A 17,560-nucleotide genomic window follows, 5' to 3' on the forward strand; every position below is an offset into this window, starting at 1 on the left:
ACCCAGCCGCTTTGAGGAGGGAACCCCGTCGCGTGTCCGGTACGCCCTCTAGGTCGCCTACCCCTCGGTGAGGTTGATATAGGGGTTGTCTGTGGTTGGGTTTCAGAGGTAGCACACCTAATTTGGGTTGAATAAGGGGTTGTTCTGTCGTTAGGTTGCGCTGTCGGTTTACCTGGGTGCGTGGTTACTAAACGTTTCACAGGTTAAAAACGGGTGGCGTATCCGCTCCGGCACTGCAGATACGCCACCCAAACACACCACACTCCACAAGACAATGCAGAGCGCGCGGGAATAAACCATCCCGCAAGGTTCCCGCGTTCCCTGCCTCGCACCACGGTAGGCGTAGACAGAGAAGACGGGAGTATGCGACCTTCGGGGCGAGGTGCCCGTCCGGAAGATTTATAGAAGCTCCCATACCGGTTCCATCGGGCAGGAATCGGAGTGGTCGCTCCTTCCGATGGTGAAGCATTCCCGTGCGGAGTGAAGACCACAATGGCAGGAGTCAACATCTTGCAGGAAACGCTCGGAGGAGTCCGAAAATAATCGATGCCCTCATGGAACCGGATGATCGGTGATGGGAGCTCCTGTAGATAGAATAACCTTAAAGCGCGCCTAAAGTAAACCTTCAACCAATAATTTAACCTTATTGTTATAATTCCTAGTCATCGCGTTATTGATAGTCGTTCAACACCCTCTGGGGGTTGCATAAATAGACTCCCGGAACTTTGGTCCGTTTGACGCTCTTCATCGTTATTAAATCGTGATAAATTCCATGACGCTGATGTCTAAAAGAGCCTCGAATCGCGCGCGGTCAATCGTCACGGAGCGTCAAAAAACGTCATTTTGTCACGTAATTTATTCCGGCGGCGAGAAAATATGCGCCCCGCCCGCGCTGTGGCATAATCAGAAGCGTCATCGTGCTCCGGGGTCGGTGAAATTCCGAACCGGCGGTCACAGCCCGCGAACCGTTTCGCCCGCATCGAGCAGACTCGCGTTCACCGCCCGACTATTTACGGCGGCGAACCACCGAGCACCCGAGCAGGCAGACGGCCGAACCGGTGAAAATCCGGTGCCGACAGTACAGTCTGGATGGAAGGTAGCACGAGCAGAAAACGGCAGGTTCCGCCCCTCACGGAGGTGTCTGTGACCCCACCGGCGGTACAAACAACGCGGTGGAGGTTGCGTTCGGCGTTTCGTCGTGGCACCCCGAAGGGCCCGCGGACCTTGCTCACACACCGGAGCCGGTGCATCCACCCCGTGATGCGCCCGGAATCGATGGGTTCTGTTCCTCTCCCCGGAGCCGCCGCAGATGCGCACACAGCGCATCCGGAATACGTCCACACACGAGAGGAAAGAATCATGGACATTCTGCGGTGGCTCTTCGACGCACAGATCCACGTGGGGGATCAATCCCTCCTCGTGCGCGAAGTCCTCGGCAACGCATTCGGCCTGGCATCGGCGCTGGGTGGCATGCGACGCAAAGTATGGGCATGGCCCGTTGGAATCCTCGGCAATCTGCTGCTCCTCACCGTCTTTCTGGGCACCCTCGTCGGTAGCCCCCACCCCGTGACCATGCTCGGCCAGGCGGGCCGCCAGGTCATGTTCATCGCCGTGTCCATCTGGGGTTGGTACCGTTGGCGCGCAACCCGAGCCTCCGGCGGTAACGCGAGCGCGGGTGCCGCCGTCATCCCGCAGTGGGCAACGAACACCGAACGTGCAGGCCTCGTCGTCGCAATGATCGCCGGAACCCTGCTGCTCACCCCCGTCTTCCGCGCCCTCGGCTCCTACGAGCCGGTCTGGTCCGACGCCTGGATCTTCACCGGCTCCCTGCTGGCCACCTACGGCATGGCGCGCGGTTGGGTTGAATTCTGGCTCATCTGGGTGGCCGTCGACCTGGTTGGCGTACCGCTGCTGTGGAGCGCAGGCTACTACGCGACCTCCCTCATGTACGTGTTCTATGGATGCTTCACCCTGGTCGGCTTCTTCGTCTGGTGGCGCACCCGTAACCTGGAGGCGCAGAAGGCCCGCGTGCAGACCCAGTTCCCGGACGTGACCGTGGACGTGGCGGACCTGGCCTCCGCGGACTCCGTGGCGGAGTGCGAGGTCGCCACCAAGAGCAACACCGCGCAGAATGTAGCTTCGCAGAACGTAGCATCGTAGAAAGAGGCGTAAGCGAGATGACCACCACCGATTCTCAGCACGAGGCGCAGGGCCCGGCGGGTACCCTGCCTGAGCCCATCGCCGCCGTGCACGAGCGACCCATTCCCAAAGACACGGGCTACCTGCCCGCGACCACGCCCTCGACTGTGCCGCTTCCGCACAACGACCTGGACTACTCTGCCGCCGAGTACGGGCACCTCACCGGCGTACCCGTCGCCCGCACCCTGAACCTGCCGGGCCCCGAGCAGACCCTCAGCCACGACGAGGCGATGAACCTGGCTCTCGAAGCCGCACGTCAGGGTATTCGCGGCGCAAACCCGCTCGTCGGAGCCGTCATCACCGACAGTGAGGGACACCTGCTGCACGTGGGCTACCACCGAGGCGCAGGCACCCCGCACGCCGAGGCCGACGCACTCGCAGCCGCCCGCGCCGCCGGAACCGACCTCACCGGCGCCCGCATGTACGTGAGCCTGGAACCCTGCAACCACACCGGACGTACCGGTCCCTGCTCCCACGCCGTCGTCGAGGCGGGCATCGGCGAACTCTACTACGCCTACAGCGACGACACCGAAAACGCCGCAGGAGGCGCCGCCTACCTGCGCTCGCGGGGCGTCACCGTGCACGCCATGGAGGAGTTCGCGAACGCCTCCTACCTGCTGAACGAGCGCTGGTTCATTGCCGCCGCCGAGCGTCGACCCTTCATCACAGCAAAGAGCGCCTCCACGCTCGACGGGTTTATCGCGGCGGCCGACGGCACGAGCAAGTGGATTACCGGCCCCGCCGCGCGCATTGACGGGCACCTGATTCGTCACCGCGCCGACGCCGTCATGATCGGTACCCGCACCACTCTCATGGACGACCCGACCCTGGATTCCCGCGATGCCGACAGCAAGCGCTTCGAGAAGCAGCCGCTGCGCGTGGTCATGGGCAAGACCGAGATTACGGAGAACTACCGGATTCGCGGCATGAACCCGCCCGAAGGTGTGGAGGCGGACCCGCAGAACTTCCTGCAGGTCTTCACCCACGACCCGCGTGAACTGCTCGATGAGCTGTACACCCGCGGGGTGCGGCACCTCATGATTGAGGGCGGCCCCGGCATGGTCGGCCTCTTCGCCGGTGAAGACCTCATCGACGAGATGGTCTGGTACCGCGCCCCCATCATCATGGGCCGCGGCAAAAGCGCCGTGTATCGCCTGCTCGTGGACACCCTCGCGCAGGCACCGCGCCTGCAGCTGGACGACCTGGGAATGTTCCCGGCGGTGCGCGTGCTCGGCAATGACACCGCGACGCACCTGGTGCCAGCACCTCGCGGAACGGCACAGGAACCGGGTGAGCGGCGCACCCTGCCGAAGCTGGACGCCTGCCGCGCGCCCGAACCGCGGCTGGATTAGCCCCCGTACGTGCCGGGCAAATCGGGCCCGGTAGAACTGCGTCGGTAGCTTCACTGAACGCTACCGGGTTCGCATACTGGCACGTCCCGCATCCGACTACAGGGAATATTCGAAAAATACGTATAGTTATACGTAGAGCAAACCATCGCCGCCCGTCATCCTCAACGACGACAACCGGCGGATACGGCGAGAAAAGGAAAACACATGTTTACCGGAATTATTGGCGCCCTCGGCACCGTAGAATCCATCACCCCCATCGAAGGCAGCGACGCAGCCTACCTGACCCTCAACGCCGGTGACATCGTCGCCGACCTCGACCACGGCGGCTCCCTCGCCGTCAACGGTGTATGCCTCACCGCTATCGACCTCGACTGTCTGCAGTCCGGCCAGTTCCGCGCCTACGCCATGGGTGAGACTCTGCGCCGCACCAACCTCGGCGACCTGACCCCCGGCGATACCGTCAACCTGGAGCGTTGCCTGCCCGCCGGCGGCCGCTTCGACGGGCACGTGGTGCAGGGTCACGTGGATGCGGTCGGTACCCTCGCATCCGTCACCGCGCACGAGGCATGGAGCACCCTGCGCTTCACCCTGCCCGCCGAGCTGGCACCCCTGCTGGCGGAGAAGGGCTCCATCGCTGTCTCCGGCGTGTCCCTGACCGTCACCGCCGTTTCTGAGCCCGGTGAGAGCCCCGCGTGGTTTGAGGTCGGCCTGATTCCCGAAACCCTGAAGGCAACCAACCTCGGCACGCTCAAGGTCGGCGACAGCGTGAACCTCGAGACCGATGCGCTCGCCAAGTACGTGCAGCGCCTGACCGCCTTCGCCGGCGCGCCTCAGACTGCTTCTGAGAAGGTTGCGCCGCGCCGCGCCGACGCCGCAAGCGTGCTCGACAGCGTGCAGACCGCGGTGGACGCCATCGCCGCCGGCCGCGCCGTGGTCGTGGTGGACGACGAGGACCGCGAGAACGAGGGCGACATCATCTTCGCCGCCGAGCACGCAACCCCCGAGCTGATGGGCTTCATGATTCGCTACACCTCCGGCGTGGTGTGCGCCCCCATGAGCAACAAGCGCGCCGACGAGATGAAGCTACCGCCCATGGTCACCAACAACGAAGACCCCAAGGGCACCGCCTACACCGTCTCCTGTGATGCGGCATCCGGCGTGAGCACCGGCATTTCCGCGGCAGATCGCGCACGCACCGTGCAGATTCTCGCGGATGCATCCTCCACCCCGGCGGACATCACCCGCCCCGGCCACATCTTCCCGCTGCGCGCCGTTGACGGCGGCGTGGCGGAACGCCCCGGCCACACCGAAGCCGCAGTGGAACTCTCCCTCGCGGCTGGGCTGTCCGGCGTGGGCGTCATCGCCGAGGTCGTGCACGACGACGGCTCCATGATGCGTTTCGACGCCCTGCGCGCCTTCGCAACCGAGCACAACCTGCCCATGATTTCCATCGAGGACCTCATCAAGTACGTGGCGCAGAACGCCCCGACCGGGGAGAACGCATGAGCGGCGCGATGAACGCGGCCGATCAGGTAACCGCGAAGGCGACGGGCCCCGAGAGCCTGAGCGCCGAGTCCCGCGCTACGGCCGCGCGTCTCGCGGAGAGCTACCGCGTCAGCCCCCTCGACATGGTGCCCAACCCCAGCCCGCTGCTGGTCGAAAGCACCGAGGAGGTTGCTGTTCCCACCCCGAACGGCCTCTTCGGTCTGCGTGCCTGGCGTTTCGCGGACGGTGCCGAGCACCTCAGCGCCCGGGCCCTCGACCGCGACGGCAACCCCGTACCCTACGAGGGCGGGGGAGTGCCCGCCGTGCGCATCCACTCCGAGTGTGCGACCGGCGATATCTTCGGCTCCTTCCGTTGCGATTGCGGACCTCAGCTGGAGAACGGCCTGCGCATTATCGGCCGCACCGGCGGGTACCTCGTCTATGTGCGTAACCACGAGGGGCGCGGCATCGGCCTGGTCAATAAGCTCCGCGCCTACGCCCTGCAGGATGCCGGGCTCGACACCCTCGACGCGAACCTGGCCCTCGGCCTGGACGGCGATATGCGCGACTATTCGCAGGCGGCACTGATTCTGCAGGAGCTCGGCGTGCACGAAATGCGTCTGGTCACCAATAACCCCGCCAAGCAGGAGGCCCTCGAAGGCCTTGGCCTGCGCGTGACCGAGCTGATCCCGGACGAGATTCCCGCCCGAGTCGAGAACGCCCACTACCTGCACACCAAGCGGGAGCGCATGCGTCACCTGCTTGAGCGTGCCTAACCCGGCCGGCCAGCAACCCTGCGAACCCCGAAAAACAGACACCCCACTATTTCAAGTCAACCCACCTCAACCCACCAAAAGGAGAACACCATGAGCGGCGTCGGCGCAGCAGACACCTCCCTCAACCCCGAAGACTACAAGGGCTTCAAGCTCGCCATTATCGCGGCCAGCTGGCACACCCGAGTCATGGACGGCCTGATCGACGGCGCGCAGCGCGCCGCCCGCGACGCCGGCCTTGAACCCACCCTCGTGCGCGTTCCGGGCACCTTCGAGCTGCCCGTCGCCGCAACTCGCCTCGCCGATAAGTTCGACGCCATCGTCGCGCTCGGCGTCGTGATTCGCGGCGGCACCCCGCACTTCGAGTACGTCTGCCAGGGCGCAACCGGCGGCCTGACCGACGTTTCCGTGCTGACCGGCCGCCCCATCGGCTTCGGCGTGCTCACCTGCGATAACGAGGAGCAGGCCCTGGACCGTGCCGGCCTGGAAGGCTCCAACGAAGACAAGGGCTACGAGGCGACCGCCGCCGCACTGCAGACCGCGGCAACCCTCAAGAACCTCGCATAACGGCACGTCCACCCCGTAGCGGGGCCGCCCTCGGCGGCTTCACGGCGTTCGCGGATTGGTGCCTCCGGACCCCTTGAGGCTCGGAGGCGCCGGCCCGCATCGTCCCTGCTGCGGGCCAACACGAATCAACACCCGCGGGTAGACTGAACACAGAACCCGCCACCTACCCTGACGCATCGCGGCATCACCGGCGTCACCCCACCCCAAAGGAGTACAGTAATGCAGGATTTGGGCACCATCACCCCCTCGCGCGAAGAATTCCGCGCCCGTGCAGCCGGAACCCGCGTGATTCCCGTCCACATTAAAATCCTCGCCGACTCGCTCACCCCCATCGGCATCTACCGTTCCCTCGTACTCCAGGATGACCAGGGCGCGCCCACCGAGGCAGCCCACGGCACCTTCCTGCTCGAATCCGCCAAAATCTCCGCAGAGGGCGAATCCGCAGCCTGGGACCGCTACTCCTTCATCGGCGCGTCTTCCCGCTCGACCCTCACCACCGTTGACGGTGCCGTCCACTGGCAGGGCCGCACCCCCGCCGGCGCACCCGTCGACGGCGACCCCGTGGAGGCCATCGCCAAGACCCTGCAGATGCTTTACACCGAGCCCGACCCGAGCCTGCCGCCGCTCACCTCCGGCCTGGTCGGCTACCTCGGCTGGGATGTCGTTCGCCACTGGGAGAACCTGCCCAACCCGCCCGCCGACGACGTGAAGCTGCCCGAGTTCGCGCTCAACATGGTCTCCGACATGGCCATTCACGACAACCAGGACGGCACGGTCCTGCTCGTCGCCAACGCCATTAACTTCAACGGCACCAGCGAAAACGTCGACGGTGCCTACGACGATGCCGTCGCGCGCCTGCACAGCATGCTCCGCCGACTGCAGCGCGGCGCAGCGGCCACGACCTCCATTCTCTCGGGCGTGGACGAGGTCAACCGCAAGGTCCGCGAGGACGTCACCCTCACCTGGAGCGACCAGGACTTCAAGGACATCATCGCGCGCTCCAAGAAGAACATCATCGATGGCGACGTCTTCCAGCTCGTGCTCTCGCGCCGCTTCGAGGCGCAGACCGACGCCCGCCCCCTTGACGTGTACCGCGTGCTGCGCCAGTCCAATCCCTCGCCGTACATGTACCTCTTCAACTTTGACGACGCTGAGGGAACCCCGTTCCACATTGTCGGCTCCTCCCCGGAGGCGCTCGTTACCCTCAAGCACGGCATCGCCAGCACCCACCCCATCGCCGGTTCCCGCCCGCGCGGCGCAACCCGCGAGGAAGACGTGGCCCTGGCCGAGGAGCTGCTCGCCGACGAAAAGGAACGCTCCGAGCACCTCATGCTCGTCGATCTGGCACGCAACGACCTCTCGCGTATCGCCAAGCCCGGCACCGTCTCGGTTGACCAGTTCATGATCATTGAGCGTTTCAGCCACATTATGCACATTTCCTCCGCCGTCAGCGCCGAACTCGACCCGCAGTTCAGCGCCTACGACGTGCTGCGCGTCGCGTTCCCCGCCGGTACCCTCTCCGGCGCGCCCAAGCCCCGCGCGATGCAACTCATCGACGAATACGAACCCACCCGCCGCGGCGTCTACGGCGGTGTGTGCGGCTACTTCGACTTTGCCGGCAACATGGACATGGCAATCGCCATCCGCACCGCCGTGCTCAAGGAAGGCACCGCCTACGTTCAGGCCGGTGCGGGCCTCGTGATGGACTCCAACCCCGATTCCGAAGCCCTCGAAACCGTCAACAAGTCCGCCGCTCCGTTGCGCGCCGTGCTGACCGCCTCCGGCCTGGCACCCCTCGACGCGGACGCGGCCGTCAACGCCGTCCAGTAACCCAAGGAGACACCATGAGCACCGTTCTCGACGACATCATCGTTGGCGTCCGCGAAGACCTCGCCGCCCGCGTACAGCAGGTTCCTCTCGAGGAGATGAAGAAGCGAGCCCTCGCCGCCGCACCCGCCCGTGACGCGCTCGCCTCCCTGCGCGGTGAGGTACCCGGCGGCGGCAACGGCTCGACCGCACGTATTATCTCCGAGGTGAAGCGCTCCTCACCCTCCAAGGGCGCCCTCGGCGAGATTCCGGACCCCGCCGCGCTCGCCGCACACTACGAGGCAGGTGGCGCCGCAGCAATCTCCGTGCTCACCGAACAGCACCGCTTCAAGGGCTCCCTCGCAGACCTGGACGCTGTGCGCGCCGCCGTGAACATCCCCGTGCTGCGTAAGGACTTCACCGTCGACGAGTACCAGATTTGGGAGGCCCGCGCGCACGGCGCCGACCTGGTGCTACTCATCGTCGCGGCCCTTGACGAGAAGACCCTGCGCGAGTTCCTGGAACTCACCGAGTCGCTCGGCATGAACGCCCTCGTCGAGACCCACACCCCCGAAGAGATTGAGGTCGCCCAGCGCATCGGCGCCAAGATCGTGGGCATCAACGTGCGCAACCTCAAGACCCTTGAGGTCAATAACGAGCACTACGCATCCCTCGCAGCGCACCTGCCCGACTCGGTGATTAAGGTTGCCGAGTCCGGTGTCGCCGTCATCGAGGATGTGCGCGCCTACGCCGGTGCCGGTGCGGATGCGATCCTCATCGGTGAAGCGCTGGTTCGTTCCGGCGACCCCAAAGGTACCGTGCGCGAATTCTCCAAGGTGCCTGTGACCCGATAGGGGGTGCTAAGAGAAGGCGACCGGAACACACGAAGCGGGGGAGTGCCCCCTCATCGGTGCCTGAGGCACCTCGAGGACGGAGCCCCCGCTTCGCGTGTCCGGTACGCCCTCTAGGTCGCCTATCCCTCGGGTTGGTTGAGATAGATGCTTGGTACGGGGTTTCTTTCTCGGGCTAGCTCGCCGCAGTCTTGGGTATATGAGGCTGGTATGTGGTTACCTTCTCCAGGTAGCTTGCCTTGGGTTGGTTGAAATAGGGGTTGGTCTGGAGTCGGGCGTTGCTGCCAACTCACCTCTCACACACATAAAGCCGGTGCCTGCTTCGCAGCAGGCACCGGCTTTTTACTTATTAGAGAGCTTTTAGCGGCCCGTGTAGTCGGCGTCCGCAATATCCTTCGGCCAGCGAGCCTTCTGGAACGGAGCCCACGTGAAGGCCGCCGCCACCAGCAGCAAGCCGCTCAACACAAACGCCGGGACGAAGCCCCACGCATCCGCGATGAGACCGGCCACCAGCGGGCCCAGAATCATGCCGAAATCGCTGCACATCTGGTACACCGCCAACACCTGGCCGCCACTGCGGCGGGTGCCAATCACATCAGAAACCGCGGCCTGAATCGACGGGCCCATAAACGCCGCACCAATACCCAGGCACGCCGTCAACGAGACAAACACCCAGGCCACAGGCGCGAAGCCCATGAAAGTCACCGCAGAGCCCGAAAGCAGCAGACCGGAGAACGCCATGACGCGGCGGCCGAAACGGTCCGAGAAACGGCCCGAGAACGTCTGCGTCAGCGCGTTACCCAGCGAGTTCGTCGCCATCGCCAACGAGGCCAGCAGAGTACCTGCCACGGCGTTCGACATGTCGCCGCCGGTCGCCAAATATGCCGCGGCCAGCGGAATAATCGAGGACTGCACGCCGAACACCGACCAGCCAATCGCCCAATTCGAAACCAGGGCGGAGCGGTAATTCGTGAACTTCAACGCGTCACGAACCGTCATCGCCGGCAGGTTGCTCCTACCCGAGGCGGCCTCGGGGTGGGCGGCCTTGTCGGAGGCGTCAGCCTGGGCCTCGGCGGGGGAATTAGCTTCAGTCTCAGAGCGCTCGGCGCCGTCAGAAGCGGGGGAGGGAGCCTCCGACGGCAGAGTCCCGGTGCCCTTACCCTCAGCCAGCCGCGCCGCCTCGGCAATCGCGTCACGCTCGGCCTCCAGGGTCGCCTGCGACGGCATCAAGAACCACACAATCAGGCCCGCCACCAGCAACGAAAAACCGTACACGATAAACGGTGCGCGCAGACCAAACGGAGCCAGGGCGCTCGCAATGACCGGGCCCAGCAGGTTGCCCAGCAGGAACGCCGTCGCGTAATAACCGGAAATGCGGCCGCGCATATGGGGAGGGGAGAGACGCACCAGCAGACCCATCGCGGAGACCGTGAACATGACCGAGCCAATGCCGGCCGCCGCGCGTGCGGCCAATAGCACCCAGTAATCCCAGGCGAAGGCAATCATAAACGAGGTCACGGACACGATTAGCATGCCAATCGTGTACACCGGACGTTCACCGAAACGGGTAATAATCTTGCCCGCCGTCGGCGCAAACAGCAGACGCGTAATCGCCAGCGCAGACACCACCATCGTCGCCATAGTGACCGTTGCGTTAAAATTCTGCGCGTAATTCGGCAACACCGGCGCGACCAGGCCGAAACCTACCGCAATCATGAACGAGGCAACGATTAGAACCTTCAGACCGGTCGGCACGCGGTTCGGGTTAATCGTGCGTGGATCAAAAACGGGCGGTGTTATGGCAGGTTTCCTCATGCGCATCCTCGTGTGTGTGTGGGCTGATGCAGCCGCGGGGCCCCACCCCTAAACACCGGCTGCGCTCAGCTAGAAAACTTCAATAGTGTCCAGTCTACTCCGGGCCGGGCCGGGTACGCGCGTCAACTAGACCGACGAAACCTCCCAAGCCGGTAAGCTAGTAGTGTGAATGAAACGATGATAATCTGCGCGATTGTGCTGGGCGTACTGGTAATTGCCGGTGTGCTTTTCGCCGTTCTGCGCCGACCCAAGAAGACCGCGAACCTGCAGTCTTTGCGCCAGGAGGCGGCCGCCGCCTCCGGAGAGTCGGCACCGGAAGCTGAGAGCTCGGCACCTCGCTCCATTGAAATTGAGATGCCCGACCCCTCCGCGGGTCGCCTGGTTCGTCTGCGTGCCCGCCTGGCCCGCTCGAACAACATGCTCGGTCAGGGCCTGCTTTCCCTGCTGTCTCGCGACCGCATCGACCAGGATGTGTGGGACGAGGTTGAGGAGACCCTGCTACTGGCTGACCTGGGTTCCGAGCCGACCACCCGCCTGGTTGAGGCCCTGCAGAAGCGCGTGCGCGTTGAGGGCACGAATAACCCCGCCGCCGTGAAGAAGATGCTTCGCGAGGAGCTCGTGAAGATTGTCGGCCCCGACATGGACCGCGAGCTGAAGACCTCCGGTAGCGACGGCAACCCCGGCGTGGTGCTGGTCGTTGGCGTGAACGGCGTGGGTAAGACCACGACCGTCGGCAAGATTGCCCGCGTGATGGTTGCGGATGGTCAGTCCCTGATTCTGGGCGCCGCCGATACCTTCCGCGCCGCCGCTTCGGAGCAGCTGACCACCTGGGGTGACCGCGTGGGCGTGAAGACGGTGCGTTCTGAGAAGGAGGGCGCCGACCCCGCTTCGGTCGCCTTTGATGCGGTTAAGACCGGCAAGGAGGAAGGCGTCGACACCGTGCTGGTGGATACCGCGGGCCGCCTGCAGAATAAGGCCGGCCTGATGGATCAGCTCGGTAAGATCAAGCGTGTGATTGAGAAGGAAGCCCCGGTGACCGAGGTGCTCCTGGTCATCGACGCGACGACCGGCCAGAACGGCATGATCCAGGCGAAGGTCTTCGGTGAGATCGTGGACGTGACCGGTATTGTGCTGACTAAGCTGGACGGCACCGCGAAGGGCGGTATCGTCGTGGCCATTCAGGAGGAGCTGGGCGTTCCCGTCAAGCTCATCGGCCTGGGCGAGGGCCCGGACGACCTGGCACCGTTCGACCCGGAAGCATTCGTGGACGCGCTGCTGGACTAACCCTCCCTCTTACGCCGAAAAGCCACATGTGTTTCGAGAAGCCACCAAAGACGTGGCTTTTCGAAACACATGTGGCTTTTCGCGGTTAAATTTGGGGCACCCCAGCAGTACGCAGCACCTGCAGAGCCTGCCTCGGACGGTAGATAGCGTCCTTAGCAGAAACACGGACGACGGCATACCCCGCGTGGAGTAGCCGGTCCTGCCGCATCTTCTCACGAACCAGGTCCTCTTTGGTGTTGTATTTGACGTTGCCGTCCACCTCCAGAATGATGGGTCTGCTGTGGAGGCTAATGGTGTGCAGTAGAAAGTCCACACGATAGGCATGACCTTCGTAGATGATGGTTTCTTGCTGCTTGTAGCGGATTCCTCGGTCATCGAGAAGCAACCGCATGCAGGTTTCGGCAATGGATTCTGAATGCGGGCTGAGCTCATGCCCGACGAGGCGGGCGGTCCTGCACCCGCGGCCTGATGCAGATGAGAGCTCTTTCTTGAGCTCCTCGTAGGTGAGCATATCCGGTTCCTGAGCGAAGCGCTGAAGGGCACTTTCGGCCAGTACGAGCCCGTCGCGAAAGGGCAGGGTTTTCACGCAGGTGGTGATAGCTGTTAGCGGCGTGACGGTGGGGATTCCCTCGGGCGTGTACACGATGGAGCTGTTCGCGGTGAGGGTGTCTTGGATGCGCTGGATGTTTTCTCGGCGGCCGCCTCCGGTTCCTCGTACCTGAACATGGCGCGGTGGGCTGAGGGAAGAGATGCCCCAGGCGATGGCGGCGCTTTGGGCAGCAAGGATGTTGGCGGGGTATTCGTTGAGGTGAGCGAGGATGCGCACGTAGTGCTGGTCGTTGGGGTGTAGGTTGTTCCAGGTTTGGGTGGGGAGAAGGTGCCCTTTTGAGATACGAGTGAGTTCGCCGCGGTTGAGGGCGTGGCTCAAGGTGATTCGCGTGTAGGCTGCCGAGGCAATGAGTTCGGTGCGGGTGTGTATCATCGTTGATAGTTCTTCTCTAGTAATCATGCTTTAATTGCATCAAACGAGAGTATATGTGTTCAAGTGTTACATTTATTTATTATGCCGAGAAGCCACATGTGTTTCGAAAAGCCACGTTTTTGGTGGCTTTTCGAAACACATGTGGCTTCTCAGCGAGAGGGGTGTGGATAAGTTGAGTGAATACGGCCCGGCATCTATTGACTGGATGCTACTTGTTGAACTGCGAAACAACCAGCTCAGCAAGCGCGGGCTGGCATGCTACCAGGCTCACAATAGCCAGGAAGAAGCTCATGCTTGCCTCCTGAATAGAGGGGCGAATGAGAATGCCGCGGTAGAGCGCGCTCAGAGCCTTAGACGAGTACTTGAAGCACTGGAACAAAGCCACAGTCATGAAGGCGACAGTAAGCAGGTTAAGCGCAATCAGGGTGAAACCTGCGGCACCATACGGCGCAGTCACTGCATCGATGAAACGCATAATCAGACCACCCTGAGGGTGAGACTCGAAGTGTCCGCTGACGGTGGTGTAGATGGTTGCCATGTTGTACTTGCCCGCCCCGAGGAGAGCGAGCCAGGTGCCGCCAACAATCGCCAGCAGGGATGCAGGGTAGAGCACATTCAGGATGGAATGTGCGGAGGAGCTAGCACTCTTAGCGCTAAGTAGCTTTACCTGCCAACCGACGAGTGCGAGACAAGTAGCCCAGCAGGCTGCGAGGGTCCAGCTGATAGTGGGCCAGCTGATGATGAATGCGCCCATGATGAGAATGCCGCCAGCAGCAGCAACTGCGATGTTGCCCCAGGTGTCGTCATCGCTTTCCCGTGCATCCTTGGAGGGAGCGTGGTTGTGCGTGTGCTGGCTGTTGTTGATGGTGGTGCGGTTACCGTCGCCGCTAATGGCTGCGGAGCCGTTACCTACCTGCTGGTGAGTGTTCTGCACGCGGTTGCCATTGCCGTTGATGGTGCCGACGCTGAGCTTCTGCGTGGTACCCCCGGTGCTGGTGCCCGCCTCAGCCTTCTTGGCTTCTGCGCGGACTGCCCGGGTCTTGAACCAGGCCGTCAAGAGCCCCGCGATTGCGGTGAACAGGGGGATGAGGATCGGTGCGTACTTGTTGATAAACTCCATGAGTTTTTCTCCTATCTGGAGGGGCTGCCCCGGCCCGTTTGGGCCTGCACCGGGGCAGGTGGTGCGGTGTCGTGCAGTGACCTTATGCCTCCACGATAGGGTTAGGGTTTAGGGTTGCTGAGATTTTTTGGTTTACCCCGGGGTAAGCGAAAATTTGTCGGACTGGGTGCGGGAGGGAGGGAATATATTCTTTGAATTCCTGCGGGCGGGCACTTACTAGTAGCCTCCAGAAGCCACATGTGTTTCGAAAAGCCACTAAACATGTTGCTTTTCGAAACACATGTGGCTTCTTGGCGGAAAGAGAAAGGGAAGGGGCAGATGACCGGCCCGGTCACCTCCCCTCCGGCCAGCAGGGATAATAGAAAAGGTTAGACACTCTCATTGAGGACATTCGGGGGTTGCCCCGGTGGCGTTGAAAGGTACGAATATGGCGAAAAAGCCCGCGTCTAAGGGGGCGGAAACCCCGACTACTCCGGCTGAGTTGGCGGAGATGCTGTGGAAGTCTGCGGATATTCTGCGCGGTTCTATGGAGTCTGGCGGCTACCGTGACTTCATGCTGGGCCTCATCTTTCTGAAGTATATTGGTGACACTTTTGAGGCGGCGCGTGAGAAGGTGAAGCGCAAGCTGGTTGAGGATGAGCACCTGGAGGGTGAGATTCTGGCTGAGGAGATGGAGGTTCCTTACCGTTACCACTCTGAGCATGCGTTCTATGTGCCGGTTGATGCTCGCTGGTCTGACCTGGTGCGTCAGGCGAAGGGTGACCGTGTGGGTGAGCTGGTTGATGACGCTATGGATAGGATCATGGAGGAGAACCCGCAGTTGCGCGGTGCCTTGGAGCCTATGTATGCGAGCGAGAAGGTGGAGCAGCGTACCCTGGCGCAGGTGATTGATCTGCTGTCGAACGCGAATTTTGCGGCGGTGCGTGACGGCGAACATTCTTCGTCGAAGGACGTTCTGGGCTTCGTGTACGAGTACTTCTTGGGTAAGTTTGCTCGTGCGCAGGGCCAGAAGGGTGGCGAGTTCTACACGCCGACGACTGTGGTGAATACTCTGGTGGGTATGATTCAGCCGATGAGTGGCCGTGTGTATGATCCGTGCTGTGGTTCGGGTGGCATGTTTGTGCAGTCGAATAATTTTGTGCATCGTGCCGGTGGTGTGTTTGACGGCCGCCGTGAGGGTGAGCAGCGTGTTTTGGCGTATGGTCAGGAGCGTAATCAGGCGACGTGGCGTTTGGCGCGCCTGAATTTGGCGATTCACGGTATTGATGGTTCGGTGGGTGACCGTTGGGGTGATACGTTTGCGGAGGATTCGCACCCTGATGAGTTTTTTGAATATGTGTTGACGAATCCGCCGTTCAACATTAAGGAGTGGCACCGGGTTGAGAATGACCCGCGTTGGGAGTTTGGTACTCCGCCGAAGAATAACGCTAATTTTGCGTGGTTGCAGCATGTGTGGTCGAAGCTGAATGCGAGGGGTTCGGCTGCTGTGGTGATGGCGAATGGTTCGTTGACTGCTGATACGGGCGGTCAGGGCGGTATTCGTCGCGCCATGGTTGAGGGCGATGCTGTGGCTGCTGTGTTGGTGTTGCCGCCGAATATGTTTACGACGACGAGTTCCCCGGCGTGCGTGTGGTTGCTGTCGAAGGATAAGTTTGCCGGTGTGAATGGTTCGGTGGACCGTTCGGGTCAGATTTTGTTTATGGATGCCCGTTCGATGGGTCATATGGTGTCTCGTACTGAGCGTGTGTTCTCTGAGGAGGATATCGCGAAGATTGCGAATACGTGGTGTGCGTGGCGCGGTATGCCGTCGATGTATCATGCGGATGGTTCGCTGGTGAAGGCTGGCGAGGAGCCGACGGCTGGCGTGTATGAGGATGAGGCGGGTTTCTGCTTCTCGGCGTCGCTTGCGGATGTGCGGGGGCAGGATTATGTGTTGACTCCGGGCCGCTATGTGGGCAGTGCAGTGTCTGAGGGTGAGAGCGTTCAGGAGCTGGATGCACGTATCGCCGGCCTGCGTGAGCAGCTGTTGGAGCAGTTCGCCGAGTCGGAGCGTCTGGGTGCGGTGGTGCGTGAGCAGCTGGCCTCGCTGGGCCTTGAGGGCGGTGAGCTGTAGTGGCTGTACTAACGGATAAACAGCGTGAGGCTGGGTGGACTATCGTCAAGCTGGGGGAAGCAGTAGATAAAATTATTGATCACCGTGGGAGAACCCCTAAAAAATTGGGAGGTGATTGGTCAACGACGGGGCATCGTGTTATCTCTGCTTTAAATATTAAAAAGGGTGTTATTGATCAAAATTATCACCATGTGATTGATGATGAAATGTATGAAAGGTGGATGCCTGTTAAATTCTCAGTCGGAGATGTTATTGTCACCTCGGAAGCTCCCATGGGAGAGATTGCCAGAATTAGAAATAGTGAAGAAGCAAGGTGGGTTGCTGGGCAGAGAATATTTGCCCTAAAACCTAATAAAAATCTTATTGATTCTCGGTATATGTATTATTCGTTTTTGTCTGCTGAGGTTCAATATGGTCTTCAATCTAGGTCTTCGGGCACTACTGTGGTTGGAATTAAACAGAAGGAGTTGAGGGAGGTTGAAATTCCTCTTCCCCCTCTAGAAGAGCAGAAGCGGATTGCTGGGATTCTGGGCTCGCTCGACGACAAAATCGAAGCAAATACTCGCCTTATCCAGACCATGGAAGATTATATTCATACAATGATTAAAAAAATATCGAAATCTGATTCTGTAAAGCGAGTAGCAATTAAAGATTTAGCGGTTCATGAGAAAAATCAAGAGTTGCCGCGTGAACACGTGGATGGCGTAATTCACCACTATAGTTTGCCTGCTTATGACTCAGGGAAAACTCCTGGATTAGAAGAAGCTAACTCCATTAAGAGTAATAAATTTATAATTGACAAACCGTGTGTTCTGTTTTCTAAATTGAACCCTGGAACTCCCAGAATTTGGCTTGTTAATCCAGAAGAAGGTGTCAAGAGTTATGCCTCGACGGAATTCATTGTTCTGACTCCGAAAGAAAATGTTGATATTGCGAATCTTTGGGCTGCCTGTAGCGAAGAGAGAATATCTCAAAACCTAGCAGATATGGCTTCTGGAACCTCCACCAGTCATCAGCGAGTTCGCCCCACAGATATTCTTAATTCGAAGATTCTTGACCTGAGTAATCAGAGCGAGATCCGCAGTATTACTTCATATATTGAAGCTCTCCGAAAAGAGAACCTTCAGCTCGCTGAAACCCGCGATGCTCTCATTAAGCGCCTCATCGGCTAGACGCTAGGGGAGCACCGCATCCGCCCTGCCCGGCCGGTTCA

The 17,560-nt window shown here is 61.2% G+C and carries 13 protein-coding genes and 1 riboswitch; of the genes, 10 read left to right on the plus strand and 3 right to left on the minus strand.

Annotated features, from left to right (window positions below):
* The first annotated feature begins 913 nt into the window (after window positions 1–913).
* Window positions 914–1,107, plus strand: a riboswitch (FMN riboswitch).
* A gap of 252 nt (window positions 1,108–1,359) precedes the next feature.
* The 7 genes from pnuC (at window position 1,360) to trpC (ending at window position 9,036) form a co-directional block, all read left to right on the plus strand.
* Window positions 1,360–2,160: a nicotinamide riboside transporter PnuC gene (gene pnuC, locus HMPREF2944_RS06500; protein ID WP_246826277.1), complete on the plus strand. Its 801-nt coding sequence runs from the start codon at window positions 1,360–1,362 to the stop codon at window positions 2,158–2,160.
* Window positions 2,161–2,177: 17 nt separating this feature from the next.
* Window positions 2,178–3,551 carry a bifunctional diaminohydroxyphosphoribosylaminopyrimidine deaminase/5-amino-6-(5-phosphoribosylamino)uracil reductase RibD gene (ribD, locus tag HMPREF2944_RS06505; protein WP_246826278.1) on the plus strand — a complete coding sequence of 458 codons (1,374 nt, stop codon included), beginning with the start codon at window positions 2,178–2,180 and terminating at the stop codon, window positions 3,549–3,551.
* Between the two features lie 204 nt (window positions 3,552–3,755).
* A complete protein-coding gene (gene ribB / locus HMPREF2944_RS06510) occupies window positions 3,756–5,057 on the plus strand; it encodes a 3,4-dihydroxy-2-butanone-4-phosphate synthase (protein ID WP_070681669.1) in 1,302 nt (433 codons plus the stop codon).
* Entirely contained in the window at window positions 5,054–5,812 is a 759-nt protein-coding gene (locus HMPREF2944_RS06515; protein WP_246826279.1) for a GTP cyclohydrolase II, read from the plus strand. Before ribB ends, HMPREF2944_RS06515 begins: the two co-directional genes overlap by 4 nt.
* Before the next feature lie 90 nt (window positions 5,813–5,902).
* Window positions 5,903–6,376 (plus strand): 6,7-dimethyl-8-ribityllumazine synthase, encoded by a 474-nt coding sequence (gene ribH / locus HMPREF2944_RS06520; RefSeq protein WP_070681671.1) that lies wholly within the window; start codon window positions 5,903–5,905, stop codon window positions 6,374–6,376.
* Between the two features lie 219 nt (window positions 6,377–6,595).
* A complete protein-coding gene (locus tag HMPREF2944_RS06525) occupies window positions 6,596–8,206 on the plus strand; it encodes an anthranilate synthase component I (protein WP_070681674.1) in 1,611 nt (536 codons plus the stop codon).
* A gap of 14 nt (window positions 8,207–8,220) precedes the next feature.
* Window positions 8,221–9,036, plus strand: a complete 816-nt coding sequence (trpC, locus tag HMPREF2944_RS06530) for an indole-3-glycerol phosphate synthase TrpC (RefSeq protein ID WP_070681676.1) — start codon at window positions 8,221–8,223, stop codon at window positions 9,034–9,036.
* A gap of 357 nt (window positions 9,037–9,393) precedes the next feature.
* Here trpC and HMPREF2944_RS06535 read toward each other — a convergent pair whose 3' ends face one another.
* Complete coding sequence (locus tag HMPREF2944_RS06535; protein WP_070681679.1) at window positions 9,394–10,848, minus strand: MFS transporter; 1,455 nt, start codon at window positions 10,846–10,848, stop codon at window positions 9,394–9,396.
* A 177-nt stretch (window positions 10,849–11,025) separates the two neighbouring features.
* Between HMPREF2944_RS06535 and ftsY the strand changes: the two genes are divergently transcribed.
* Window positions 11,026–12,132, plus strand: coding sequence for a signal recognition particle-docking protein FtsY (ftsY, locus tag HMPREF2944_RS06540; protein WP_070681682.1), 1,107 nt, complete (start codon window positions 11,026–11,028; stop codon window positions 12,130–12,132).
* Between the two features lie 85 nt (window positions 12,133–12,217).
* On the opposite strand, the gene HMPREF2944_RS06545 is transcribed toward ftsY, so the two are convergent.
* Together HMPREF2944_RS06545 and HMPREF2944_RS06550 are read right to left on the minus strand one after the other, a co-directional pair.
* Window positions 12,218–13,114, minus strand: a complete 897-nt coding sequence (locus tag HMPREF2944_RS06545) for a GxxExxY protein (RefSeq protein WP_070681685.1) — start codon at window positions 13,112–13,114, stop codon at window positions 12,218–12,220.
* Between the two features lie 208 nt (window positions 13,115–13,322).
* Entirely contained in the window at window positions 13,323–14,234 is a 912-nt protein-coding gene (locus tag HMPREF2944_RS06550) for a hypothetical protein (protein ID WP_070681688.1), read from the minus strand.
* A 427-nt stretch (window positions 14,235–14,661) separates the two neighbouring features.
* Here HMPREF2944_RS06550 and HMPREF2944_RS06555 point away from each other — a divergent pair, with 427 nt between their 5' ends.
* Together HMPREF2944_RS06555 and HMPREF2944_RS09025 are read left to right on the plus strand one after the other, a co-directional pair.
* The gene (locus tag HMPREF2944_RS06555; RefSeq protein ID WP_070681691.1) at window positions 14,662–16,347 is read left to right on the plus strand and encodes a type I restriction-modification system subunit M; all 1,686 of its coding nucleotides are present in this window, start codon (window positions 14,662–14,664) and stop codon (window positions 16,345–16,347) included.
* Window positions 16,347–17,519 carry a restriction endonuclease subunit S gene (locus HMPREF2944_RS09025; RefSeq protein WP_083313096.1) on the plus strand — a complete coding sequence of 391 codons (1,173 nt, stop codon included), beginning with the start codon at window positions 16,347–16,349 and terminating at the stop codon, window positions 17,517–17,519. The genes HMPREF2944_RS06555 and HMPREF2944_RS09025 overlap by 1 nt, the downstream gene beginning before the upstream one ends.
* Window positions 17,520–17,560: the final 41 nt, after the last annotated feature.

Source organism: Rothia sp. HMSC072E10, from assembly GCF_001813965.1.
In the GTDB taxonomy this organism is placed as follows: Bacteria; Actinomycetota; Actinomycetes; order Actinomycetales; family Micrococcaceae; genus Rothia; species Rothia mucilaginosa_A.